Raw genomic sequence first — 25,277 nt, 5'->3', positions numbered from 1 at the left:
CCGCGCATCCACAGGAGGAGGTATTCTCTGCGCGCATCCACAGGTTCCAGGCGCGATGTTTTCGAGGGTGGCTGGCCTTCCTACGGTATGTGTGACGAGCCCACCGCGGGTTCGCGCAACCGAAAGGATGATCCCCGATGGCAACATATAACGTCGACTCAGATCTAGTTGCTGCATCTGCGGCCAATATCGGCGCCACCGCCGAACGTATTCGAACAGAAGTGGCATCCATGATGGCTGATCTTCTGGCCCTGCAGGACACATGGACGGGAGTTGCGTCAGCTAATTTCGCTGAGTTGACCGCCTCCTGGCGCGCAACTCAAACGCAGGTTGAATCGTCATTGGATTCGATCAGCACGCAGCTATCCGCTGCTGCCAACGTCTACGCTGATGCCGAGTCGCAGACCGTGTCGTTGTTCGCGTAAGTGACGATGTCGCGAACATGCGAGGAAGCCCCGCCGAGCACGTGTGCTCAACGGGACTTCCTCGCGCTTAACTGGATATGCGGTCAGCGCCTTCCAGTCAATTGGTGTCTGTAGATCAGATGCGGCTTAGTACATTCCGCCCATGTCATCGCCACCGGCAGCGGGCGCTGCTGGCGGTTCTGGCTTGTCGGCCACAACGGCCTCAGTGGTCAGGAACATTCCGGCGATGGATGCTGCGTTCTGCAGTGCGGAACGAGTCACCTTGACCGGGTCGGAGATTCCTTCAGCCATCAGGTCACCGTATTCGCCGCTGTCAGCGTTCAGGCCTTCGCCCGGCTTCATGGAGGACACGCGATCCACCACGACGCCGCCTTCGAGTCCGGCGTTCTCAGCGATCTGCTTGATAGGAGCTGCAACAGCCAGGCGCACAATGCCCACGCCTGTTGCCACGTCACCTTCGACCTTGAGGTCGTCCAGCGCTGCGTGTGCGGCGTGGAGCAGTGCCACACCACCACCGGCCACGATGCCTTCTTCAGAGGCTGCGCGGGCGTTACGGATAGCATCTTCGATGCGGTGCTTACGCTCCTTCAGCTCAACCTCGGTTGCGGCGCCGGACTTGATAACGGCGACACCACCGGAAAGCTTGGCGAGGCGTTCTTGCAGCTTCTCGCGGTCGTAATCGGAATCGGTGTTCTCGATCTCGGTCTTGATCTGGCGGATGCGACCATCGATGGCGTCCTTTTCACCGGCGCCGTCCACAATGGTGGTCTCGTCCTTGGTGACGACAACCTTGCGGGCGCGACCCAGCAGTTCCAGATCGGCGTTCTCGAGGGAAAGGCCAACGGTCTCGGAGATGACCTGACCGCCGGTCAGGATGGCCATATCCTGCAGCATTGCCTTGCGGCGATCGCCAAAGCCGGGAGCCTTGACGGCCACTGACTTGAAGGTTCCGCGGATCTTGTTGACGACCAGTGTAGCCAGCGCTTCACCTTCGATGTCCTCAGCAACAATCAGCAGGGACTTGCCGGACTGCATGACCTTCTCAAGCAGGGGCAGCAGATCCTTGACATTGGAGATCTTGGATTCCATGAGCAGAACGTAAGGGTCCTCAAGGACTGCTTCCTGACGCTCAGTGTCGGTGACGAAGTACGCGGACAGGTAGCCCTTGTCGAAACGCATGCCTTCGGTGGTCTCCAAGGTGGTGTCGAAGGAGTTGGTCTCTTCAACAGTCACAACACCTTCGGCTCCGACCTTTTCGAAAGCTTCAGCGATGAGCTTGCCGATGGCCGGATCATTTGCCGAGATCGACGCGGTTGCAGCGATCTGGTCGGTGGTTTCGATCGGCTTGGCGTCCTTGTGCAGCTGCTCAACGATTGCTTCAACTGCCTGGTCGATGCCGCGCTTGATTCCAATCGGGTTGGCGCCGGCTGCGACGTTACGCAAACCTTCGTGTACGAGTGCCTGGGCAAGAACGGTTGCGGTCGTGGTGCCATCACCGGCGACGTCATCGGTCTTCTTGGCAACTTCCTTCACCAGTTCGGCGCCGATGCGCTCGAACGGATCTTCGAGGTCGATTTCCTTGGCGACAGACACGCCGTCTTTGGTGATCGTGGGAGCTCCCCACTTCTTGTCGAGGACAACGTTGCGGCCCTTGGGGCCAAGCGTGACCTTGACGGTGTCAGCCAGAAGATTCAGACCGCGCTCCATGCCACGGCGCGCTTCCTCATCAAAATGAATGAGCTTGGACATGCTATGTATATTCCTTCCGCATTGCGGATCGTAGGGACGGTGCCCGCGACGGACGATTCCACTGGCAACGTTCTTGTCTCGTTGCCGGTGTAACCTCACCAGCCCTAAGGTCTTTTATCACTCTGCCTTGGCGAGTGCTAATCTAATTTTGGCACTCTCGACCCGAGAGTGCAAGGCGGGCATAGTCGCTCATAGCGAACAGTCATGAAGCGGGTTGTACCGGCGGATAGCCCGTCCAGCGGCCACCTTGCCCGGCAGCTGTGACCGACGGCGCTGAGCTGCGCGTTCTTTAACATTCAGTCAGTGCGGGAGGGCGCTCGTCTTCTCGCACAGGGCCAGGCGCTGTTCCTTGTCCGAACGGTTGGCCGCCCAGCTGCTCGCGATCATGTTCTTCCAGAAGGTACGACAGATCCGGTCCCACAGGGACAACGCGGGTGGGGTTGATTTCCTCGTGCACGATGTAGTAGTGCTCTTTGATCTGTTGGATGTCCACCGTGTCACCGAAACCCGGTGTTTGGAATAGGTCCTGCAGGTAGGCACGCAGTACCGGCATGTCACGGATCATCATCCGATTGGCTTTGAAGTGCCCGAAATAGACTGCATCGAAACGCACAAGGGTGGTGAACAGTCGCACGTCAGCCAGCGTGATGTGGTCACCGACCAGGTAGCGGCGGGAGGTGAGCCGATCACTAACCCAGTCCATTGCGCGCCACAGATCTCGATAGGCGTCCTCGTAGCTGGATTGGTCAGCGGCGAAACCGCACCGATAGACACCGTTGTTGATGTTCGGGTAGACCTCGTCGTTGACGGCTTCGATTTCGTCCACTAACGACTCTGGATACAGGTCCGGAGCGCCGTCACGCTGCACGCCTGACCACTGTGTGCACATGTCGATGGTCATCTGGTTAAAGTCATTGGTCACCACGGCACCACTGGGGACATCCACAATCGCAGGGACGGTGATCCCTTTCGGATAGTCGGGCACGCGCGCAAAGTATGCGTCCTGGAGGCGCTCGATGCCAAGCACCGGATCACGGTCGTCGGGGTACATCCCACTGTAGTTCCATGACCGGGCATCGTGGGTGGGGCCTGCCAGACTCAGTGTCAGAGCGTCCTCCAGACCCATGAGTCGGCGGATGATGACAGCGCGGTGTGCCCACGGGCAAGCTCGGGCGGCCATGAGGCGGTAGCGGCCAGACTCGACCGGCCACAACATGTTCCCCACTTCACGTGCATCGCCTGATCGCGGTTGCGGAGCGGATCCTGGCGGGATCGACGACACAATCCTGTCAGCAATGTAGGCGGTGTCGCGTACGTACGCGCCTTCGGTTGCGGCGTTGTGAGCTTTCTGAGCGTCGTCAGCCATATTTCCGCCTCTTCTTGAGGGGTTCCTCTTATCTGAGCAGGACGACCACGTCGTAGTCACCGACATCATCGAAGTTCTCGCGAACCTCGTCAATTCCCAGGACTCGGGCGATTTCGTGGGCGGATTTTTCGATCTGCGGATCGGCGTAGTACACCACAGAAACGTCGGAGACCCAACCTTCTGCGTTCTCAGCGATAGTTCCGGGGAATCCTGCCTCGTTCAGCGCTGCGGATTTTTCGGCCGCAAGCCCCTCGATACCCGTGCCGTTGAGGACGCCGATCTTGACATGCTTGTCGATGATTTCTTCAGTTGGCTCATCTCCGGACGATTGAGTTTCTTCGCCCGATACCTGTGTGTCGGTTGAGCCAGTTCCCGAAGCTTCTGGCTTCTCATCTGCCTGCTCGCCCGATTGCACATCGCCCGAGGGGGGCGCGGCCGACTGTGCGACCGACTGAGTCGAATCGGACTGTGACGGCGTGATTCCTGCATTGGTGAGGATTCGCGCCAGACCCCATCCGAGCAGCGGGATAACGATGAGAAGAATCAAGAACGGCGCGACTGAGCGCCATTTCGAGGACTGGGCGCGGTGCATACCGACCGGCATATCTTCGCCAGCTCGATCAAATTCATCCTTCGGATACTGTGAGCTCACGCGCTTAGACTATCTGTAACTGTCACTTTTGTGCGACCAATCGGCCGGGTGTCGCATCGACAGCGCCGGTTACGACCGTCTCAACATACCGCTCAGACCGCGGCTCGAGGGGCACCCTCGTCAATAAGACGGGATACGCTAGGTACGTGAGCGAAATTGAAGGCGGCACCGGTCCGCGACCATTGAGTGAGCTGCTTGATCCGGGATGGGCGCGGGCGCTGGCTCCGGTTGAAGAGCGCGTGCATGAGCTTGGACAGATGTTGCGCTCGGAGATTCAATCTGGTCACGGGTACTTTCCAGCCGGACGGGACGTGTTGCGCGCGTTCACATATCCGTTTGATGAGGTCAAGGTGCTCATCGTCGGCCAGGATCCCTATCCGACACCCGGGCACGCCATGGGGCTGTCGTTTTCTGTTGCTCCCGGGGTTCGCCCGCCTCGATCCCTGGAGAATATCTTCACTGAGTTGGTGGAGGATCTGGGTGTGCCTCGTCCGACCAGCGGTGATTTGACTCCCTGGTCACGCGAGGGAGTGTGCCTGCTGAACCGCGCCCTTACTGTGCGCCCTGGCGCGCCGGCTTCGCATCGTGGCCGTGGCTGGGAAGAGGTGACGGATTGTGCGATCGATGCTCTTGTTGGACGAGGGAGGCCTCTGGTCGCTGTTTTATGGGGTCGCGATGCTCAGGGACTGAAGCCGCGACTGGGTGCAACACCTGTGGTGGAGTCTGCTCATCCGTCGCCGCTTTCTGCTCGTCGCGGGTTCTTCGGTTCGCGGCCGTTTTCGCGTGTCAATGCGCTGCTGCAGTCTCAGGGTGCGGAGCCGGTCAACTGGCAGTTGCCGTAGGAATCTTAGGGCCACTCTTTCAGGCGGGACCGCTGGCCGCGGATGCAGATAGCGGCGCAGAGGCCGGCAATCTGAAAGCGGACTTTCGAGGACGGGTTGGTCGCAATTAGGCAGAACTCTGCTCTCACGGCCGTGCTGACCCCTGAAAGTTGGACAGTTATGTGTTCAGTCGTGAGTGCGAGGAGTCAGTTCATTCAAAACGGCAGGAGATACGAGCGCGTCGCTTTTACTCTTTGCTCTTGTCGTATGTTGCGTTGGCGATGTGGAGATTCGCGAGGAAGCGAGGGATCAGACTGAGCCTTTGCCAATTGGCGGAGGCTAGCCCCGTAGCGGCATACCTGATTCGGCAGCATCCCCTGGCAGCCAGCAGTAGCCGCCTTGTATCCACTTCGTACCAGTTCCCGGTCCGGCCTGTGGTAATGTACCGCGGGACGCTGTTGACGCGCCCATACGCATCGTACTAGCAGATAAAGAAACCGAGGACACGCGGTGAAACGTTACGCACTACCACTTCTGACACTTGCAGCAGCTTTGACACTCACTGCGTGTGGCGGAAGCAATGCCGCCGAAGGCGACAAGACAGCGTGCGGGCTGTACAAAGAGGCCGTTGATATCTTCGCCACCATCGAGGATCGCTCGGCGCCGAATGAGGACGCACTGTCGCAGATCACCGACAAGCTCAATAATGCGGAACAAGCAGCGGAAGATCTTCACCTCCAGGACAAGCTCGTGCGGACAAGAAACAACATTGAAAAGTTCGGCGAAACCCAGAATCCTGGCATGCTTGACTCATTTGCCTCCCAGACAACCGGAATTGTCGAAATGTGCCAAGAGCTCGGTGTCACAGTTAAGCTGACTGGGGACCTCCAGCCGCCCAGGTGATCGACACAGGACAGCACTTTGGCGCGTTTCTTAAGGTGTAGTCAAGGCGTCACCAACAAGCGCATCTGCTGTTCACTGCGATAGACGCAATTCCTCTGAAAACGAATGCGTCGAGCATTCAGGGTTAATGCCCGAAATACACCTGTTGAAGCTGCAAATACGGGAACTACCTAAGAAAGCCAACGTCCCGCATACACCACATAGCGGGGATGCCCTCATCGATTCAACGCAATCGGCCACCGATTGGGTCGCGTCGATCACCCCGACACCGCTACGACACGCCTTTTGAGTTCGTAGCCCCGTCACGATGGGCAATCGTGCTGCACCCCTCCGTGTCCATTGTGACAGCGTTCGTCTTACCGTCCACCACGGTGACGCTGATCCAGCACCACCACCAGGCTCACCCTTGCACTCGAGGAATGTTCAGGGGACGGGAGACACCCTCGGCTATATGCACACCAATTATTCGCCGGCCTGACGTCATCCAATTCGAAAGTATGGAGCCACCTGCGAGACTCGAACTCGCGACCGTCCGCTTACAAGGCGGGTGCTCTACCAACTGAGCTAAGGTGGCCAGCTCACATATCTTGCCATGAGCACGCCAGTGAACACCAATCGAATCTATTGAGTGTGAAGAATCCCTCGAGACGACTACTCACCGCTTACGGCAGGCGCGAACCGCTTACTCAGCCATCCCCGAAATAATGTCGGAGGCAAAGTTCTCCAGCGTGAACGGAATAACCTTCGTGCCATCCTTCACGTATTCGGGGGTGCCGTACGAATCGCCGCGACCCGCGAACTTCTTCTCGCCCCATACTTTAGTGGAGTTCGCCAAGTAGGTTTGCACCGCATTGGCGTCGAAGGTCGAGACAACTTCGTCAGGAACTCCCACGGAACGGGCGAGTTCCGCCACCTTGTCAATGGACTGATCCATTGATTTGACGACGCGTGTATCGCCAGACGTCCACTGCTCATTGAAGAAGCCCATCAGCGCGTGGTGGAACGCCACCCAGTGTTCGGGATCCTTCTGTGCAACGATCAGCGATGCTGTGGTCGCGGGTTTCGCGTAGTCCATGCCAACTGTTGTGACGGGCTGGTAGGCAATGTTGAACTTCCCGTCAGTAGCAGCCTGGACGATTTCTTCACCGCCCGCGGTGTCAACCTGCGCACATACGTGGCACGAGTAGTCAAAATAGATCGTCAGCGTCGGCAGGTTGGGATCAGGATCCTCAATGCCGTTGTGGGAGTACACCACCGGCGACGAATCTGCGTAGGGTCCCAGCAGCGCTGCGGCCTCCTCGTCAGGCAGAGCCGAACCTTTCGGGCGATACGTCAGCATCACTGCCGCCACAGCTGCAACCACGGCGACGACAATCAGCACGACCACGCCGATGATGATGACGCGGGTACGCTTTTCCGACTTGAGCTGGGCTTCGCGCATCTCCCGCGCCTTCGTGCGCGTATCACGCGATGATTCTGACTTCGCCATCGGTTATGTGCTCCTCGCTTCGGGCAGATACTGATTTTCACGCAGGATCATTATGACGCGATGACCCACCTGACGCGAACCCAACAGGCCAGAGCATCCACAGCCGCCTTCCTCGAAAACCGCCGTCAGCACATCTAGGAAACCGTCGTCAGCCAGAACGCGACCGGGATCGCCAGGAAAGCCGCACTCAACAGCGCACGCCCCCACCACGGCGGCGACACGGTGCGGAACACGATCGCCATTCCATCACGCACCGATTCAGTAAGCTCGAGGATCCTGAAGCTCATCAGCAGCACCAGTGAGACAGCCATCAGCGCCGTCAGCGGAATCATCTGAGTCGCAACTCCACTGGGATCGGAGAGTACCCCGCCCCATAGCACCAGGTCACCGGGCCATTGAAGGGTTTCCAGAGACATCTCAAGATAATCCCTCAGCACCGTCACAATGGCGATGGCCCACACGATCGCCGCCCATATACATGCGATCACCGAAGCGACGGCTATGCTCAGCACACCGACCACCACCATGATCGGCACTTTGAGAAGTGTCATGGCCGTATCTCCCGGCCCCGGCCCGTTGCGATCCCTCTGCCGGTTGACCTTGCGTTCGCGGAACTGCCCGATCACGCTGAATACCAGGAGGGTTGCGAGCACTGCGACCAGTCCCGACATGCCGTATGCGACAGGCAACAGCGAGAGGGCCGCCATCAGGCAGGTCGACAAGACCCCCGTTCTCTTCAGAGGGGGAGGTCGCCATTCAGGTTCGCCATCGGTTTCCTCGACGTCCCCTTCGCCCGGCTCCGCCAGTTCGAGGGGCGCAGGCTTGTCCACCGTAATTGCCGAGGGTGACTGCGCATCATCCCACGTCGGAAGTTTCTTGAACGACTCGCCACCCTTGTTGACCAGGAAGGGGCCTGCGCTTTGCCACCCTGGTTGCGCCTCATCGGGCGGAAGCGGAGGCACGTCGGTGGGGATGGCAGCCGTCTGGTCGGGAGAAGAAACTGGGTACGGTATCGTGACAGGCGGCTCCCACTGATTGGGCTGCCCGGCAGAGAGCTCTGGCTGGCCGGGTTGCGGTGCGCGATACACGTCAGTGCTCTGAGTCAGAGGCTGGGTGTACGCCTGATTGGTGGTCATATCGGGATACTGTGTTGTCTCAGGCGTGTCGCTCGTGTAGTCGTCCTCGTCAAATGATGAGGGCATGAATGTTGAGCCCAGGTCACCCAGGCTGGACGTGACCAGTGAGCTCCCCGTCCATGTGTCTGAGTACTGATCAGTTTCGTCGTCGCGGCCGGAGCCGTATCCATCGCGAGCGTGCGAATCTGCCGCACCGTTCAGAACGGAGCACAGGCTTTCGAAGCTCATACGGTTGTCGACAGTAGGATCCAGGCATCGTTTCATGGACGATGCCAAGCGAGGAGGCAATCCCGCGATATCCGCATCACCGGCAAGGACGCGCGAAATGATGACGCCGGGTGCTCCGCCTCCAAAAGGTGGTCGGCCGGTCAATGCGTGCAGGATCGTGGCGCTCAGGGACCACCAATCAGCCTGAGGAGTCACCGGACTGCCCGTCATTACTTCCGGTGCGGTGTAGCCCGCAGTGCCGGACACCAGTCCGGTCGCCGTCAGCCGGTCATCCCCATCCCCGACCGCGATACCGAAGTCGATGAGCACGGGGCCGCGTTCGGACAGAATGATGTTCGACGGTTTGATGTCACGGTGAACCACCCCTGCCCCGTGGACACGTTTGAGGATACGGTTCAGTGCTGTGGCCAGGCGCGCCACTTCGCTCAGTTTCATTGTCCCGCTGCGGATGCGCGAGGCGAGGGTTGGGCCGTTCACGTATTCGGTGACAACGAAGGGTTCAGCGGCTTCCGTTTCAACATCGAGGACGCGCACGACGCCGTCTGATCGGATTCGATTGACCGTGGCAGCTTCTCTGCTCAGACGCTGTCGGGCTTCCTCCGTGGCAGCCTGAGCCGGGTGCAGCATTTTCAGGGCGACTTGTGCTCCTCCATCGTCACGAGCCAGCCAGACAGTGCCGGCACCTCCCATGCCCAGACGGCTGACCAGTTCGTAGCCGCCAACGCGTTGCCCGATATCCACATTCTTGAGCGTATCGAATGATGACGCTCTGCAGGACTTAGATTCGAGGAATTTCGACAATCACGTAAGAGCGGGCGCGGGAAAAGCTCCCAGTGAGACTGTGGGCCATGCGCGAGTCCAAGAATGACGAGACCTCTTTCACTCATGGCTGATTCTTGCACTGTCATAGCTGATGATGCTGGTCAGTGACATGCGCAACAGGACTGATTCACTATCTCAGGTATCCCCCGCTGTCGATCTCATGGTATTTTTAATCCAGTGCTTTCGTTCACAGGGGGAACGGCAGCATCGGCAGCGGTGAAGACGCCGTTGTCCCGGCTCTCTACTTGGATCGTCCGGCACGTACCTGTCGGTGGAGGTTAAAAACATGGCAACAGTAACGTTTGATAAGGCAACCCGCATTTACCCGGGTTCAGACAAGCCAGCTGTGAAAGAACTGTCCCTGGAAATCGCTGACGGCGAGTTCCTCGTCCTCGTTGGTCCTTCCGGCTGCGGAAAGTCAACGTCACTGCGTATGCTTGCTGGTCTTGAAGACGTCAACTCTGGACGCATTTTCATTGGTGACCGCGATGTCACCGATGTTCAGCCCAAGAACCGCGACATTGCAATGGTCTTCCAGAACTACGCTCTGTACCCGCACATGACTGTGCGCGACAACATGGGCTTTGCTCTGAAGATCGCTGGCACGGATAAGAACGAAATCCGTGAGCGCGTGAACGAAGCAGCACGCATCCTTGACCTGGAGCCCTACCTGGACCGCAAGCCGAAGGCTCTGTCCGGTGGTCAGCGTCAGCGAGTCGCAATGGGACGTGCAATTGTTCGTAAACCGCAGGTGTTCCTGATGGACGAGCCGCTATCCAACCTGGATGCCAAGCTGCGTGTGCAGACTCGTACCCAGATTGCATCTCTGCAGCGCGAACTCGGTGTTACAACCGTGTACGTGACCCACGACCAGACCGAAGCTCTGACAATGGGTGACCGCATCGCGGTTCTCAACAACGGCATCCTTCAGCAGGTTGGCACACCTCAGGAAATGTACGAACGCCCCGCCAACGAATTCGTCGCAGGATTCATCGGTTCACCTGCAATGAACCTGGGTCGTTTCAAGGTCGAAGGCAACTGGGGCGTCCTCGGAACTGCTCGCGTTGCCCTGTCGGATGCCACCATTGCGGCTCTGAAGCCAGAAGACAACAACACGGTCGTCATCGGTTTCCGTCCTGAGGGACTTGAGCTGGTTGGTGAAGATGTCGAAGGCACCATTCCGATCGAAGTCGACTTCGTTGAGGAACTCGGCTCTGACGCCTACATCTACGGACACCTTGCAGGTGTCGAGGGAGGCCACGGCCTTGGATCGGGTACCGACGAGAATCCTGATGAGAATAAGGAAGACAAGAGCGATCAGTTGATCGTTCGCGTTCCTCCGCGTACCGCTCCGAAGCCGGGATCTGTGATCCACGCTCGCGTCATTCCTGCGCAGCAACACAACTTCTCGGCGGCAACTGGCGAGCGTCTGCCTGCCTAAGTCAAGACTCACGAGGGTCAGCTGACGATGCAAATCTGATGCTGTTCCCCCACTGAAATATCACCGGTGGCTCGCCCCAACATGGGGCGAGCCACCTTTTCGTATCTCTTCTAGACACAAATTTTACACTCTGTCAAATTTGGATCGAACACTTTGCTCTTCACTGGTGCAGTTGAGGGCTTGGTGGAGGCAAGCAGCGTTCTACCAGGGGCTCTAGCTCTCGTGGGGAGTACGACAAGGTGGAGCGGTCCCAAAAATTTGCTTGCATATCGGTTCAGCTTCGAACAGGCCGTTGATGGTTTCAGGCGAGGGCTTCCGCGTCAGAATCATATACATTACCCGTTGCCGGTTTATTCCTGTACGTCAGCGACGTTTGTCGTTTGAGAAAACACACGCTGCCATCGGCCCACCATCGGCAGGACGATCCGCAACCATCCTGACCTCGCAGTACCTCAACTCCCGCCAATACCTCCCAACCACATTCCCAAACCTCCGAAACACGTAGAACAAAACCGCAACGCTTCGTTTCAAGACCACTGAGGGAATCTTCAGCGCACTATTTGCCTGACTCATCCTCCCACGAGCACTTGTCACGACCCGTGGCTGGTGAGGCGGGCGATGTGGTGGTGGACATCCTTCCACGAGCACTTGTCACGACCCCCTTTTTCTTTACTCCAACCTAGTGGTAAGCTTTCGTTGATTGTCTCTCACAGTTGCACGGCAATAACTCAAACCCATTGACAGGTGATCACATGTTTCTTGCACCCTCTCGTCCAGGGCACAGTCCGACACGCACTCGCACATCGGCTTTCACACATTTGGCAGCATTATGCGCAGCTGCGCTCGCGTGTACCTCGAGCCTCGTAGTTGGTTTCGTCTCCCCGACTTGGGCTGATGACGCCGCCTCCGACTCTCCCGAAGCCTCCAATACCATTGCAGATTCACCGCAAAGCGGTACTGAATCGCCCTCAGAGCAGGGAGGCCTTCATATTCCTGAAAATCCGGGGGATCCCGCTGTTGTCGGTACTGTGGGAGATGAAGACTACTCCACAGCAGCCGACGCGCCGATGTCTGGAGCTGCCCCATTGATGACAGCGCCGGCCACCGATTCAGCACGCACCCGTACTCAACGGTCAGCCGCAACCGAATCGGCGCCAGATGCTGAACGCACTGAGGTCTATTGCTACACGCCTCAGCAAGATCTCACGTGCAGCGAGGACCAATTCCGTTCACTGATCACACAGGCTGGCTCCACACCAACTCGCATCGTTCTGGGAATGGTCGGCCCCTATCTCACCGACACTGTCACGATTCCACGCGGAGCTGACATTGAGCTGGTCAATTATCCTGCCAATGCGTGGGGAGCCAATTCCTCGTCGCTCATCGCTGAGGACGGGTTCAGGGGTTCTGCTCTGTTCAACGTCGAGGAAGGCGCTACCCTGACCATTTCTGCTCAACCCGAAGGCGGCGAGATCGAGATGGGCGCTCGCGGCGAGTACGTTAAGAATGGGCAGATCCTTGTCCACTCACGAGGAGCATTTGTCCTCAATCAAGGCACGCTCAGCGGCGTACGCGACCACTCAGGATTTCACATCGGTGCAGTGACCGTCACGGGTTCCAAAGCTTCGTTCACCATGAATGGCGGCACCATCACCGATAACCACAGGCGACAAGATACCACCACTACTCAAAGGGGTGCAGGCAATATCGCAGTCAGCGATGGTGCAACGTTCATCATGAATGGAGGACTCATCACCGACGGTTGGGGCTCCGGCGTCAGTGAGCACTCACCGTACGGCTTCGGTGAAGCAGGAGGGGTCGGCCTGTACAACGGTGGCCACATGGTGATGAATGGCGGTGAGATCTCCAGCAACAACGGCTTCGCCGGAGGCATTCTCGCATTCTCTTGGCCTGACAACAAGGATGATGCCGAACGCACCAAAGACTCAGCGCGTAACACAGTTGACATCAACGGCGGGACGATTGCCAACAACGTCGGTCTATTCAGCGGCGGCGGCGTCTTTTCATTCGGCAACTCCGTTGTGACGATGAACGGTGGGACGATCACCGATAACACCGCTCCCAATGGAGGCGGCGTAGGAACATTCGATGACTACGTACAAGGCGCTGAAGGGACATGGGCAGAGATCCCCAGCACAGGAAAGCGATCTGGCCTGACTGGCGACGAGTGGGGCAATCTTTCCCCAGCCGCATTCATCATGAATGGTGGAACGATTTCCCACAATAGCGCGGACCGCACCGGTGGCGGAATTAACGTCGTCAGCAACCGCGTTACTTTACGCGGCGGAAACATCGAAGCGAACACGGCGAAGCAAATGGGGGGCGGTGTCTACGTGGCCACCAAGTCCTACTCAGCGCACTTTGAAAACGTTGCAGTCAACCGTAATGAGGCTAAGCATATCGGTGGCGGAGTGTGGGTCTGCCCGACCGGCTCCATCGACTTATACGTGACAGAAGGTGCCGGGATTTTCAATAACTCTGCCAGCCATTTCGGTTCCGATATCGCCCATGACAATTACGGTTCCGCCGGGTCGATCAATTTACGCTTGGCCAATCGTATGCTGGGTGGCGGCGACGTCACCTACTACTTCGATAACGAAGACCAACGTTTCTCCCCAGAGGCTCCAGGAGATCCGCAAAATTTCTGGGATCGGCCGCTCCGAAATGAGGGTCTCCACTCAGAGGCTACAGATCACACGAAGAATGATGCATCAACGCTGGCCAAGCTCACAATCACGAAAAACAGTGCCGAACGAGGTGCAGGAATCGGTTCAAACGGTAACGTCACTTTCGGAAAACCCGACACAGTTGATCTGGAAGTCGCTAAGCAGTGGCATGACAGTGAAGGCACCGAGATTCCCGGTGCGTCGCCCTCGTTGCCCTCAAGCATCACGATCCAGTTGATGCGCCAAATCGGGCAGCACGATCCGACTCAGCTCGGCGATCCCGTCACCATCGCTCCAGATAAGGACGGCAACTGGCGTCACACGTTTAAAGGTCTTCCAACAACCCTCGTCAACGCTGGCAGCGACGAGGCTGAAGAGGTTACATATTCAATTCACGAGTTGCACGTCGACGGCTATGATTCAGTCATTTCCCCCATCACCATGATTTCGGATGCCCCGCAGGTGCGCGCACTCACCATCACGAATACGCAGACTCCAATGACTGTGACGGTCAACAAGATCTGGCAAGATGTTGATGGCGAAACGCTTGAAGGCACCTCCCCCGCCATCCCGGACAGCATCACGGTCCAGCTCACTCGCCAAATTGGCAAGGGCGACCCAACCAACGTGGGCGACCCCGTCACCATCACCCCAGATGCTGACGGCAATTGGACTTACATCTTTACGAACTTGCCACGAACCGTTGCAGGCGAGCCGGTCCGGTACGCAGTGGTCGAGACGCCAATCGAAGGATTTGACTCAGCTGCGCAGCAGGCAGCAACGCAGGAGGGCTCTCACGATGTGGTGGTGACACTGACGAACAGGCAGAAGCCACCGACACCGCCTACTCCACCAACCCCGCCGACACCCCCGGCACCACCTCGTCTGGTGAAAACGGGAGCTGATCCCACGGCGCTGTGGTTGTTCGGCGCACTGGGCGCTGCAGGAGTCGCTGTCAGGGCTGGAGCGCGTTTACGGCGCAGGGCTGAGAGATGAGAAGCTGCCCTGATGGCGAAGACCACGCCCCTGCACGGTTTTCACCATCAGGGCTGATCACCTGATCGTACAGCTTTCGCTGGAAGGCAGGGCGATATCGAGGACGACACGGATCGCCGTCAGGCCCCCATGGTCAGTGATCGTCGCGATAGCGTTCGACCCGCAGATGCAGCGCGTACTTCTCACGTAGCTGCGCGATCTGCGTCATCATCTCAGAATGGTGATGCTGGTCAAGGGCTTCTTGGTCATGCCAACGGTCGATCAACAGAACCGTCTCCGGATCATTCATCGGGAAGAAATACTCGTAACGTTCATTACCTTCCTGGGCGCGAACTCGATCAACAATGCCGCTGGTTACCATCTCCTGAGCAAATGCGCGGGCGCTCCCATTGTGTCCTGTGTAATACAGATTAACCGTTAGGCTCATCGTGACCCCCTGTGTCGCTACGTCCAGCGATTTACCGACCAGCCTATTCCTGGCGGCCTGTTCACGCGTTCTGTCCCCTTCACAAGGTATTGTCATGACAGGAGGGGCCAGCTGCGGCCGCTCCTCAGGCCATCATGGAAGGATGTCAAATGCGTCGTCTAGTTGCATCAGGCATTGCAGTGGCATGCCTCAGTCTCCTCGCACCGCTTACCGCGCACGCTGAGAGCGCCACCGCATCTGAGTCACCCTCGACCCCGCACAATATTCTGCAGCTGGGCGACTCCTACTCGGCCGGGAACGGCGCGCAGAACTACACGGAAACGAACTGTTACCGCTCGCCCAATAATTACGGTGCTGTCACCGCTGAACGCCTTGGCGCCTCGTACACAAACCGTGCCTGCTCAGGTGCACAGTCGAAGGACTTCTACTCCTCACAGTCCCTGGGGTGGAAGAAGTCGGTGACGAAGACCTACGTTCTACCCAAGTCGACCTACCCTGACCAGCCCGCTGAATGGCAGCGCCGCGTCGAAGAATCCCAGATCTGCGGCGCACTGCCCGAGGGGAACTTCACGTGGGATATTCGCCAGGTCGCACCCGCACCGGCGGGCTCTCTCTACACAGCCACCGCCGAATGCCACCTGTACGCGCTCCCTCAGCTCGACGCCGTCACCCCCGACTATGACTCCGTGTTCCTGACAATTGGCGGCAACGATGCCAACTTCTTCGGCATCATCGTGTCCTGCTTCATCGGGCGTGATGCCTCGTCCTGCCAGCAGCGCATGAACGAGACTGCCGTCACCGTCGACACCTTCCGCACGCGCCTCACCACCCTTCTGAGAGATATTGACGAGCGTGCCGCCGGCAACGCTGACATCTATCTGCTGTCCTACCCGGATCTGCTGAGCACGCCGTCCTACATGCTTCCCGAAGGTCCTGCAGGTTGGTTCGATGCCGGCACCACGCTGCGCACCCTCCAGGCTCGCTACACCGACCTGCAGTCCAGCATCATCAGCGATCTGAACAAGGCCAATGGGACGACCCGCTTCCACCTTGTTGACATTCGAGACGCCTTCGACGGGCACGGCCTCGATCCGCACATGGCGGCGTCCCAGGATCATTCCTGGATCTCAGCACCTTTCGCCTCCACCGACCTTATGGGCTACATGCATCCCACGCCCAGTGGCTGGGCAGCGGAAGCCGACACGCTCACCGACGCGATTCTTGCGCAGCGTTAAACTCGCGCACAAGGCAGGAGCCGGGCTGGCCAGTTGCCCCTCGTGATGCTTCACTTTTGCCGAGGGGGCGACCCCACCCCGCGCATCTGCAAGCCGGCGTCCGCCGGTCCATCCATGCGTCCCACATGACACGCCAATAAAGTGCGAGAATAGACCTATGCCTCAGTCCATGGAGATCACTGCTGCACGCGTCGATCCTGCGTTGCTGGACCTTCCGTGGGAAGTTCCGCTGGAAGACTGGCCCAGTGAGATTCTGGCCGCGCTGCCGCGAGGAATTTCGCGACACATCGTGCGTTTCGTCAACCTGTCCGGGCGCGTGATCGCCGTCAAGGAGATTGGCGAGTCGGTTGCCCACCACGAATATCAACTCCTGCGCGATCTCGTGCGTCTGGATGCTCCGTCCGTCCAACCTACAGCTGTCATTACTGGCAGACGCGACCCGCAGGGCGAAGAGCTCAACGCCGCACTGGTTACAGAGCACCTGCAGTTTTCACTGCCCTACCGCGCATTGTTCAGCCAGTTCATGACTCCCGACACGGCGACTCGTCTCATCGACGCGCTTGCCGTGCTGCTCGTTCGCCTCCACCTGCTCGGCTTCTACTGGGGCGACGTGTCCCTGTCGAATACACTGTTCCGCCGCGATGCCGGGGCATTTTCGGCGTACCTGGTGGACGCGGAAACCGGCGAGCTGCACCCGAACCTGACGCCCGGTCAGCGTGACTACGACGTTGACCTGGCGCGCACGAACATTATCGGTGAACTGATGGACCTGCAGGCTGGCGGTTTCTTTCCGGAGGACGAAGACCCGATCATCGTGGGTGACCGCATCCGTTCGCGCTACGAGGACCTGTGGCACGAACTGACCGCATCCGAATCCATCGAGCTGAATCAGCGGTGGAAGGTCGCTGAGCGCATCGAACGCCTCAACGACCTGGGTTTCAATGTGGGCGAACTGCAGATGGTGTCAGATATTGACGGCACGCACCTGACGATCACGCCAAAAGTGGTGGATGCAGGGCACTATCATCGACAGATCATGCGTTTGACGGGAATGGATGTGGGCGAACAGCAGGCACGCCGCATGCTGAATGATCTGCAAACGTATCGTGCGATCACCGGTCGTCAGAACATGCCCATTGAAATCGTGGCGCACGAATGGATGCGTGACGTGTTCGAACCGATCGTCACCGGCGTGCCGCCCGAGATGACCCGGAAACTCGAGCCGGCGCAGATTTTCCATGAAGTTCTGGAGCACCGCTGGTACCTCGCTCAGCAAGCCGGACATGATATCCCGCTCGCTGACGTCATCGATTCCTATACGCGTTCCGTTCTGCCTCAAAAGCGTGACGAGGCTGTGCTTCTCGATCCTGACCCGCTCGATACTGCAGAGTTGCCTGCCTTCCACAATGAGGATATGTATTAACGAGGGCGACATTGCACCGCCCCTGACTACGTCTGAAGGAGAATCCGTGTCTGAGTTTCCTCACCTTTTCGCCCATCGCGGGGCCTCATCCCTTGCGCCCGAAAACACGATGGGAGCGTTCGTCAAGGCAATGGAAGTCGGGGCTCGTCGAATCGAGTTCGATGTCGACATCATGGGCGATGGAACATTACTGGTCATGCACGACCAGACTTTCGACCGCACCACGTCCGGTACCGGCGGCTACTACGACAAAGGTTTCAAGGACCTGCGTCGCCTGGATGCGGGCGCGTGGTTTTCTGACACCTATCGCTTTGAGCGGGTTCCTGAGCTGAGCGAGGTGCTCACGTTCCTGGACGCCAATCAGATGATCGGCAACCTGGAGATCAAGCCGTGCCAGGGTGGGCAGACGCTGCGCAGCGAGCTGATCGACCGCATTTGTGTGCTCGTTGCCAGTATGAAGAATCCGTCGCAGATCCTGGTGTCCTCCTTTGATCACGCCCTCCTCTGCGACTTTTCCGTCGCATGGCAGGCACATCACCAGGGCGGCCAGGCCAGCGCCTTCGGTACGGTGCATCGATCCCTCGATCTGGGCTGGCTCGTTGACCCCGAATCCGAGTCGATCACCAGTGCCGTCGATGCCGCCGCCAAACTGGGGTGCACAGCGGTTCACCCTGCAAATAAGGCTGTCACACATCGCGACGTGGAGTATGCCCGTCAGGCTGGCCTGGAAGTGAACGTGTGGACTGTCAACGATGTTGATCGCGCACGCGAACTGGCCGCATGGGGTGTCACGGGTATTTTCACTGACCGGGTTCAGGACTTCCCGGCTGAGGCTCTGCGCGCCTAGAAGACGTTGTGGCGCGTCGGCCGTATGCCGGTCGACGCGCCGTCTCCTTCTGGCAGTTTCTGATACGCCAGGTGCGCAGCGTATCAACGCACATTCGACGAATGGCCATCAGGCTACTACCATCAAAGAAAACCGGTTCGGAAGGATTCACACTGCCGTGATTTATGAACGTTCACATTTATCGTTTTTTTCTCCGTTACCCGGCGCACTGCCTCTCAAGTCAGTCACAGTTACTGATGATTTCTGGTCTCCACGTCGCGAAATCGTCCGCACGCGCTCACTTTCCCATCAGCAGGCTCAGATGAGCGAACCGGGGCATCATTTTGATGCGCTAAAAATGGCATGGAAACCTGGCCAGACACCAGAACCTCACATCTTCTGGGATTCAGATATCGCCAAATGGATCGAAGCTGCATCGAATTCTCTGGCCTCCCATCCAGATCCCACCCTCGAAAAAGCCGTTGATTCCACGATTGAACTGCTTGCCGGCGCCCAGCAGGACGACGGCTATCTCAATACCCATTTCACGCTGGTCGAGCCTGACAAGCGCTGGACAAACTTGCGAGATCAACACGAGCTGTATTGCGCCGGCCATCTCATTGAGGCTGCCGTCGCGCATACGTATGCAACCGGCTCGACAAAACTGCTGGGTGTTGTCACCCGCTATGTCGACCTGATTGACCGTGTGTTTGCAGATGATGGACCCTGCAGTGGCGGCTACCCAGGTCACGAGGAAATTGAACTCGCTTTGGTAAAGTTGGCTCGTCTTACGAACCAGACACGCTATCTTGAATTGGCGCAACGCTTTATTGATCGGCGCGGCCAGAAACCCCCATACTTCGCACTCGAAGAACGCGCGCGGACAGGCGTGCAGCCAGATGACACATACGAATATCATCAGGCGCATCGACCCGTACGCGAGCAGGATGAAGCTGTCGGGCACGCAGTGCGAGCCATGTACCTTTATACCGCAATGGCTGACCTCGCAATCGCCACTCACGATCAGCGTCTGCGCGACGCATGCGAGACCCTGTGGAATGACGTGACGACACGCAAAATGTATGTCACGGGCGGAGTGGGATCCGAACCAGCACTCGAATCCTTCGGGCCTGCCTATCATCTGCCGAACGAACACGGCTACGCCGAAACATGCGCAGCTATCGGCCTCGTTTTCTGGGCACAACGCATGGCGTACATGACCGGTCAAGCACGTTACATTGATGTTCTTGAGCGCGCACTGTACAACGGGGTGCTTTCCGGAGCCTCACTCGATGGCATGAGCTATTTCTACGATAATCCTCTTGAGTCCGATGGGACGCGTTCGCGCTCACCGTGGTTTGGGTGCGCATGCTGCCCGCCGAATTTCGCACGTCTGCTCACTTCGCTCGAACACTTTATTTACTCCATCGACGAGGGCGACTCTCCTGCCACTTTTTCCGCAGATACCACGTGTCACACTGCTGACGATCACAAGGCTGAAGTGATGACCGTCAATCTCTATATCAGCAGTGAGGCATCGTGGCCTGTTGCAAACGGCAGCATGAAAATCCAGCAGACGAGCAACATGCCATGGGATGGCGACGTCAGTCTCACTGTCAGTGCCAGTTCCCCGACAGAGCACATGCTGCGTTTACGAATTCCGCAATGGGCTTCGTCATTCACACTGGCCATCAATGGCGAGTCCGTTACCCCTGCGATGCGCGACGGGTACGCGTGCATCGAACGAACGTGGCACGACTCGACGCAGTTGGACCTTCGTCTTGCGATGGACACAACCCGCGTGTGGGCAAATCCCCGCGTAGGAGACTGCGCCGGCAAGGTGGCAATTGAACGTGGACCTCTGGTGTATTGCGCTGAAGAGATTGACAACGATGCACCCATACCATGCATTGCCATAGCCGATTGCTCTGACGCCGATACTTCTTTCAACAATGAGCTCGGTCTCTACGAGCTTCATCTTTCTGCCGCCGCGGCCACCTCCTCGGACAACGCGGCACTGTACTCGCATCACTCGCCGTCATTGACAAGCACTCGCGCAACATTGGTGCCGTACTACGCATGGAATAACCGCGGCCAGGGCGCAATGGCCGTATGGCTCCTGGATGCAGAAAGACTGCGGTAACAGCCTCAACATCCCATGCCGTCTCCGCCCACAACGCTCAGTTCCCCACGAAAGAAACTACTGTGCGGCAGCGTCCGTGCGCCGGTCGGCTCGCAGTGCCAGCATTTTCGCCAGTGACACTTCAGCAACGGAGTCAATGATGAGCAGTGAACCGAGGACACCGGCGACCTTGCTCCATCCGGATCGGGGTTTCGAGGTGCGGATCGCCGTTGCCACCAGCATCGCACCGGTTGCAGCTTCTACCGCTGCGCCGACGCGCACAATCCAGGGCTTTTCAAGCGCGGTCGAGTGGTAAGCCTCCCAGATGTTGTGGCCGGTTGCTTCCGGTTCCCGCAGCAGAATGTCAACGCTTCGACCAATTGCATTGGAAATTCCGCGCGCCATGTGAGGCTGCGTTCCCTCAACTGCTTCAGCCTTGCACCTGCCGAGCAGGAAGTCGGCGGCACTATCCGGCAGGCCAACTGCCGCCACGACGGCTTTCACTGCCTCGTCACCGCTCTTTGTGGTGGCGTCAATGAGTGCGTCGGCGTCGGCACCGGGAATCATCGCGGCAATTTCTTTCATATTCGTGTTTTCGCCGGCGAGCGCGTCGATTTCGTCGGTGCTTTTCCCGCTGACACCGCGTTTGCCGGGGACCATCAGGTATCGCATTGCCCAGTTGAAGGAAATGACATGTTCAAGATGGTCGTCAGTCACCAGGAATATCTGGAATTCGTCATCTGCCATAGACAGCGTGACCAGCGGCAAATCGCCGAAGTTCCAGCCCAAACGTTCCGGGGGCAGTTCGGCAAAGAGTGCGCGTGCATCGCCGGGCAGCTCGAGATCTGCAATATCGACACCTTCGAGTGCCGCCAGCAGTGGGACGGACGATGCGGGAGTCCGTCCGATTTCGATAATGCGCGATTTCACTGCATCGAGCGGTTCGTTCATGTCGCCATTGAATTGGGCGCGCAGTTCGTCCTGGCTTAATGAGGCTGTTTCGTCGGCCGTATCTGGTGCGTCCTTGTCGGAAACGTCGTCGCCTGCCTCGTCCGCCCGCGCATCGTCGTGCGATCCGTCAACAACTTCATCCAGGTGGTCTGACTGGCCGGCGCCAAGTCGCACCTCAGCCTTGTAGGTGGCGGCAAGTTCGTCAGCGAGTTCCTGTTCGGTCGGTCCCGGTTTGAGGATCTCGGAGCGAGGTCCGATGGTGGCGAGCTTGCCATCATCGTTGGATGCCATGACAAAGCCCAGCAGCCGCGTGCTGCGGTCAAACCACTCCAGTCGCGCGACGATTCCTCTCTTGGACAAGTCTTCAGCGACTTCTTCAGGATTGAGTGTCTGGGCAATCATCATGCCGTCAATCCGATTCCACTGTTGCGTCATTGGATCCTCCCACGTTGATTTCACTACCAGTATCTCATCACGAGCAGACGTCTTGCGCCCCATTTTGAGCGGTCAGGCGCCGTTTTCTGCCTTTGCACAGCGAAAAGGCTCGGATGGTCACGCTCGACAGCGCGCCCATCCGAGCCTTCTTCACGTCAGTCACCGGCAAGGTGACCGTTCGCGGATGCTGTCAGTGACAGCGGCTCGCGAATGCTTACTTCATCTTGGTGCCGGTGGAGCCCAGACGCTCACATGCCTCGACAACGCGAGCAGCCATGCCAGCTTCAGCAGCCTTGCCCCATGAACGAGGATCGTACTGCTTCTTCACGCCGACCTCGCCGTCGATCTTCAGAACGCCTTCGACGTTCTGCATCATCCAGGCGGCAACGGGACGGGTGAATGCGTACTGCGTGTCGGTGTCGACGTTCATCTTGATGACGCCGTTTTCGACAGCGGTGGCGATTTCCTCAGCGGTCGAACCGGATCCGCCGTGCATCACCAGGTCGAAGGGTCGGTTGCCAGCATCGAACTTCTTGCCCACAGCTTCCTGGATCTCTCCGAGGATCTCCGGGCGCAGCTTGACGAAACCAGGCTTGTACGCACCGTGGACGTTACCGAAGGTCAGCGCTGTGATGTAGCGGCCCTTTTCACCCAGACCCAGCGCCTCGACGGTCTTGATGCCGTCTTCAGGAGTGGTGTAGAGCTTTTCGTTGATCTCGCCCTTGATGCCGTCTTCTTCGCCGCCGACAACACCGATCTCAACTTCAAGAATGGTGTTGGACTTCTGCGACAGCTCCAGCAGTTCCTGAGCGATCTTCAGGTTCTCGTCCAACGGAACGGATGAGCCGTCCCACATGTGGGACTGGTAGAAGGGCAGACGTCCTGCCTTGACTTCTTCGGCTTCCAGTTCCATGAGCGGACGAATCCAGGAATCAATGTTCTGCTTGGCGCAGTGGTCAGTGTGCAGCGCGACGGTGACTGGGTAGTTCTTGGCAACCTCGCGTGCGTATGCAGCCATAGCGAGTGAGCCGGCAACGCGATCCTTGATCGTCGAGCCGGACCAGTATTCTGCGCCGCCCACAGAAACCTGGATGATGCCATCGGATTCTGCTTCCGCGAAGCCTCGCAGAGCTGCAGTCAGAGTTTGGGATGAGGTCACGTTGATCGCAGGGTAAGCAAACTTGCCCTTCTTGGCGCGATCGAACATTTCGTTGTAGACCTCAGGTGTTGCGATAGGCACAGGAGCCTCCTCTTTGAACGACAGTCGGTCAATCAGTATTATCTCATGTTTTGCTCGGCCGTGGAGGGGAGAAAGTCCCGTCCGACCATTGCACACTTATTGGCAGCAGGCCCAGCGCATGAGTGTTGACAATGGCCTCTAGCTCGTCGCCTTTGTTTGCACAACCCATGCCCACATAGCAATGGCAGCGGCATGACCCACATTCATCGACCGGGTCGACCCATACTGCGTGATGTGCAGGATCTGGGAACAAGCCCGCCGCATAGCTTCGCTCAGCCCGCCGCGTTCGGCACCAAAAACCAGGCATGCCCGCTCGGGAATCACGGCCCCTTCGAGCGGGCGCGAGCCCTCCACATTATCGATACCGATAAGCGTGATTCCCTGCTCGACGCACTGGCGAGCGAGTGCCTGACAGTCGTCAACATGCGCTACATCCAGGTAGCGATCAGTGACCATCGCGCCTCGACGATTCCACCGCTTACGCCCCACAATCCACACACGTCTGGCGCCAAGAGCGTTTGCGGTGCGCACAATCGAGCCGATATTGAAATCATGCTCGACGTTTTCAATCGCCACATGCAGCCCGGTGGAGCGCTGTGCCATGTCGGCACGGATGGCATCCATGGTCCAGTAACGGTACTGGTCTTCAACGTTTCGCGTATCGCCGTTCGCCAACAAGTCGGGGTCGAGTCGCTCGTCATCGGGCCATGCATTTGATCCCCCTGGCCACGGCCCTACCCCTGCAGGAGCGTTGGATGCTGTTGAACGATTCGTATCCCCCACGGCGACTAGGGTACACGGATAATGAGCACCTCGGTTTCACAGGTCGCCTTGACACTGCACTCCAGCTTGCCCCTCGCCTCGTCTTGCCACTTCTCGACCTGAATACCGCGCACCGCCATACACGCAGACACATGTCGCGACAGCATCTGCACCTTCTTGCCCCGCATCTGCCCACTAACGGTTGATCCTCGATACATTAGAGCCATGAACGAAAACCTCTACGACACGGTGCCGCTCTCGCAGATGCCACCGGCCACTGCCTGGCTGTCCGACATGGATGGCGTCCTGGTCAAGGAAAACCGCGCGCTTCCCGGCGCGCAGGAGTTCCTCGACGCATTGAAATCGCACAACATGCCGTTCCTGGTGCTGACGAATAATTCAACGTTCACGAACCGCGACCTGTCCGCCCGACTGGCTCGTTCCGGCCTGGACGTTCCGGAAGACCGTATCTGGACGTCTGCCAACGCGACCGCTGCGTTCCTGTCGCAGCAGTCCCCGCAATCATCGGCTTACATTATTGGCGAGGCCGGCCTGACCACTGCGCTGCACAATGCGGGCTACATCATGACCGACACGGATCCTGAATTCGTGATTCTGGGCGAAACACGCTCCTACGACTTCAACGCCCTGACTCGCGCGATCCGTTTGATCGAAAAAGGCGCGAAGTTCATCGCCACCAACCCCGATGCAACCGGGCCTTCCGACGAGGGCACCCTTCCGGCAACCGGCTCCATTGCCGCGATGATCGAGCGTGCAACAAACCGCTCGCCCTACTACGTAGGTAAACCGAACCCCATTATGATCCGGGCCGCGCTCAATAAAATCGGCGCACACTCCGAGACCGCGGCGATGGTCGGTGACCGTATGGATACCGATATTCAGGCCGGTGTGGAGGCCGGACTGCGCACACACCTCGTGCTCACTGGCTCAACCGATGAACACGAAATTCAGAATTTCCCGTACCGCCCGTTTGGTGTTCACCAAGGCATTGGCGATCTGGTCGAATTGGTCGAAGCCGGGCGCGGCTAAGCTCCGGCCAATCCGCGCGCGGTTGGGATCAATGCGCAGGCTACCCTCGTGAATCGACCTTCCGGTCGGCACTCACTGAGATCGAGGTAGA

Annotated in this window: 20 protein-coding genes and 1 tRNA gene; 10 read left to right on the top strand and 11 right to left on the bottom strand. The window is 58.3% G+C overall.

Annotation, left to right across the window (positions count from 1 at the left end):
• The first annotated feature begins 137 nt into the window (after positions 1 to 137).
• On the top strand, positions 138 to 425 hold the full coding sequence (locus AC1EJ1_RS01935; protein WP_058237260.1) for a WXG100 family type VII secretion target: 288 nt from the start codon (positions 138 to 140) through the stop codon (positions 423 to 425).
• Between the two features lie 126 nt (positions 426 to 551).
• Here AC1EJ1_RS01935 and groL read toward each other — a convergent pair whose 3' ends face one another.
• The 3 genes from groL to AC1EJ1_RS01920 all read right to left on the bottom strand — a co-directional run bounded on the left by groL (position 552) and on the right by AC1EJ1_RS01920 (position 4,192).
• A complete protein-coding gene (groL, locus tag AC1EJ1_RS01930; protein WP_058237261.1) occupies positions 552 to 2,174 on the bottom strand; it encodes a chaperonin GroEL in 1,623 nt (540 codons plus the stop codon).
• 289 nt (positions 2,175 to 2,463) lie between these two features.
• Complete coding sequence (locus AC1EJ1_RS01925) at positions 2,464 to 3,540, bottom strand: glutathione S-transferase C-terminal domain-containing protein (RefSeq protein WP_092648832.1); 1,077 nt, start codon at positions 3,538 to 3,540, stop codon at positions 2,464 to 2,466.
• A 28-nt stretch (positions 3,541 to 3,568) separates the two neighbouring features.
• A complete protein-coding gene (locus AC1EJ1_RS01920; protein WP_480295264.1) occupies positions 3,569 to 4,192 on the bottom strand; it encodes a LytR C-terminal domain-containing protein in 624 nt (207 codons plus the stop codon).
• Positions 4,193 to 4,338: 146 nt separating this feature from the next.
• Between AC1EJ1_RS01920 and AC1EJ1_RS01915 the strand changes: the two genes are divergently transcribed.
• Positions 4,339 to 5,034, top strand: coding sequence for a uracil-DNA glycosylase (locus tag AC1EJ1_RS01915; RefSeq protein ID WP_480295263.1), 696 nt, complete (start codon positions 4,339 to 4,341; stop codon positions 5,032 to 5,034).
• Positions 5,035 to 5,523: 489 nt separating this feature from the next.
• Positions 5,524 to 5,916: a hypothetical protein gene (locus AC1EJ1_RS01910; RefSeq protein WP_480295262.1), complete on the top strand. Its 393-nt coding sequence runs from the start codon at positions 5,524 to 5,526 to the stop codon at positions 5,914 to 5,916.
• Between the two features lie 498 nt (positions 5,917 to 6,414).
• On the opposite strand, the gene AC1EJ1_RS01905 is transcribed toward AC1EJ1_RS01910, so the two are convergent.
• From AC1EJ1_RS01905 to AC1EJ1_RS01895, 3 genes are all read right to left on the bottom strand, one after another.
• Positions 6,415 to 6,490, bottom strand: a tRNA-Thr gene (locus AC1EJ1_RS01905).
• A 108-nt stretch (positions 6,491 to 6,598) separates the two neighbouring features.
• The gene (locus AC1EJ1_RS01900) at positions 6,599 to 7,405 is read right to left on the bottom strand and encodes a DsbA family protein (RefSeq protein ID WP_285014846.1); all 807 of its coding nucleotides are present in this window, start codon (positions 7,403 to 7,405) and stop codon (positions 6,599 to 6,601) included.
• A 134-nt stretch (positions 7,406 to 7,539) separates the two neighbouring features.
• Complete coding sequence (locus AC1EJ1_RS01895) at positions 7,540 to 9,510, bottom strand: serine/threonine-protein kinase (RefSeq protein WP_480295261.1); 1,971 nt, start codon at positions 9,508 to 9,510, stop codon at positions 7,540 to 7,542.
• Positions 9,511 to 9,877: 367 nt separating this feature from the next.
• Between AC1EJ1_RS01895 and AC1EJ1_RS01890 the strand changes: the two genes are divergently transcribed.
• Positions 9,878 to 11,032 (top strand): ABC transporter ATP-binding protein, encoded by a 1,155-nt coding sequence (locus AC1EJ1_RS01890; RefSeq protein ID WP_285014849.1) that lies wholly within the window; start codon positions 9,878 to 9,880, stop codon positions 11,030 to 11,032.
• A gap of 752 nt (positions 11,033 to 11,784) precedes the next feature.
• A complete protein-coding gene (locus AC1EJ1_RS01885) occupies positions 11,785 to 14,715 on the top strand; it encodes a Cna B-type domain-containing protein (RefSeq protein WP_480295260.1) in 2,931 nt (976 codons plus the stop codon).
• A 133-nt stretch (positions 14,716 to 14,848) separates the two neighbouring features.
• On the opposite strand, the gene AC1EJ1_RS01880 is transcribed toward AC1EJ1_RS01885, so the two are convergent.
• Complete coding sequence (locus AC1EJ1_RS01880; protein WP_285014852.1) at positions 14,849 to 15,142, bottom strand: putative quinol monooxygenase; 294 nt, start codon at positions 15,140 to 15,142, stop codon at positions 14,849 to 14,851.
• Positions 15,143 to 15,291: 149 nt separating this feature from the next.
• Here AC1EJ1_RS01880 and AC1EJ1_RS01875 point away from each other — a divergent pair, with 149 nt between their 5' ends.
• From AC1EJ1_RS01875 to AC1EJ1_RS01860, 4 genes are all read left to right on the top strand, one after another.
• Positions 15,292 to 16,377, top strand: a complete 1,086-nt coding sequence (locus AC1EJ1_RS01875; protein ID WP_480295259.1) for an SGNH/GDSL hydrolase family protein — start codon at positions 15,292 to 15,294, stop codon at positions 16,375 to 16,377.
• Between the two features lie 157 nt (positions 16,378 to 16,534).
• The gene (locus tag AC1EJ1_RS01870) at positions 16,535 to 17,800 is read left to right on the top strand and encodes a DUF4032 domain-containing protein (RefSeq protein ID WP_257525571.1); all 1,266 of its coding nucleotides are present in this window, start codon (positions 16,535 to 16,537) and stop codon (positions 17,798 to 17,800) included.
• A gap of 46 nt (positions 17,801 to 17,846) precedes the next feature.
• The gene (locus AC1EJ1_RS01865; protein WP_480295258.1) at positions 17,847 to 18,647 is read left to right on the top strand and encodes a glycerophosphodiester phosphodiesterase family protein; all 801 of its coding nucleotides are present in this window, start codon (positions 17,847 to 17,849) and stop codon (positions 18,645 to 18,647) included.
• Entirely contained in the window at positions 18,553 to 20,769 is a 2,217-nt protein-coding gene (locus tag AC1EJ1_RS01860) for a glycoside hydrolase family 127 protein (protein WP_480295257.1), read from the top strand. Before AC1EJ1_RS01865 ends, AC1EJ1_RS01860 begins: the two co-directional genes overlap by 95 nt.
• A gap of 57 nt (positions 20,770 to 20,826) precedes the next feature.
• Here AC1EJ1_RS01860 and AC1EJ1_RS01855 read toward each other — a convergent pair whose 3' ends face one another.
• From AC1EJ1_RS01855 to AC1EJ1_RS01840, 4 genes are all read right to left on the bottom strand, one after another.
• Positions 20,827 to 22,134: a hypothetical protein gene (locus AC1EJ1_RS01855; RefSeq protein WP_480295256.1), complete on the bottom strand. Its 1,308-nt coding sequence runs from the start codon at positions 22,132 to 22,134 to the stop codon at positions 20,827 to 20,829.
• 214 nt (positions 22,135 to 22,348) lie between these two features.
• A complete protein-coding gene (gene fbaA / locus AC1EJ1_RS01850) occupies positions 22,349 to 23,374 on the bottom strand; it encodes a class II fructose-bisphosphate aldolase (protein WP_285014864.1) in 1,026 nt (341 codons plus the stop codon).
• 138 nt (positions 23,375 to 23,512) lie between these two features.
• Complete coding sequence (locus tag AC1EJ1_RS01845; protein ID WP_480295255.1) at positions 23,513 to 24,157, bottom strand: TrmH family RNA methyltransferase; 645 nt, start codon at positions 24,155 to 24,157, stop codon at positions 23,513 to 23,515.
• 5 nt (positions 24,158 to 24,162) lie between these two features.
• On the bottom strand, positions 24,163 to 24,363 hold the full coding sequence (locus tag AC1EJ1_RS01840) for a hypothetical protein (protein ID WP_285014870.1): 201 nt from the start codon (positions 24,361 to 24,363) through the stop codon (positions 24,163 to 24,165).
• Between AC1EJ1_RS01840 and AC1EJ1_RS01835 the strand changes: the two genes are divergently transcribed.
• Entirely contained in the window at positions 24,362 to 25,186 is an 825-nt protein-coding gene (locus AC1EJ1_RS01835) for an HAD-IIA family hydrolase (RefSeq protein WP_058237281.1), read from the top strand. The genes AC1EJ1_RS01840 and AC1EJ1_RS01835 overlap by 2 nt on opposite strands.
• The last annotated feature ends 91 nt before the right edge of the window (positions 25,187 to 25,277 follow it).

Source organism: Pauljensenia sp. C0170B4 (assembly GCF_056590235.1).
The sequence above is the reverse complement of the archived record's forward strand: the minus strand, read 5'-3'. Positions and strand labels throughout refer to the sequence as shown.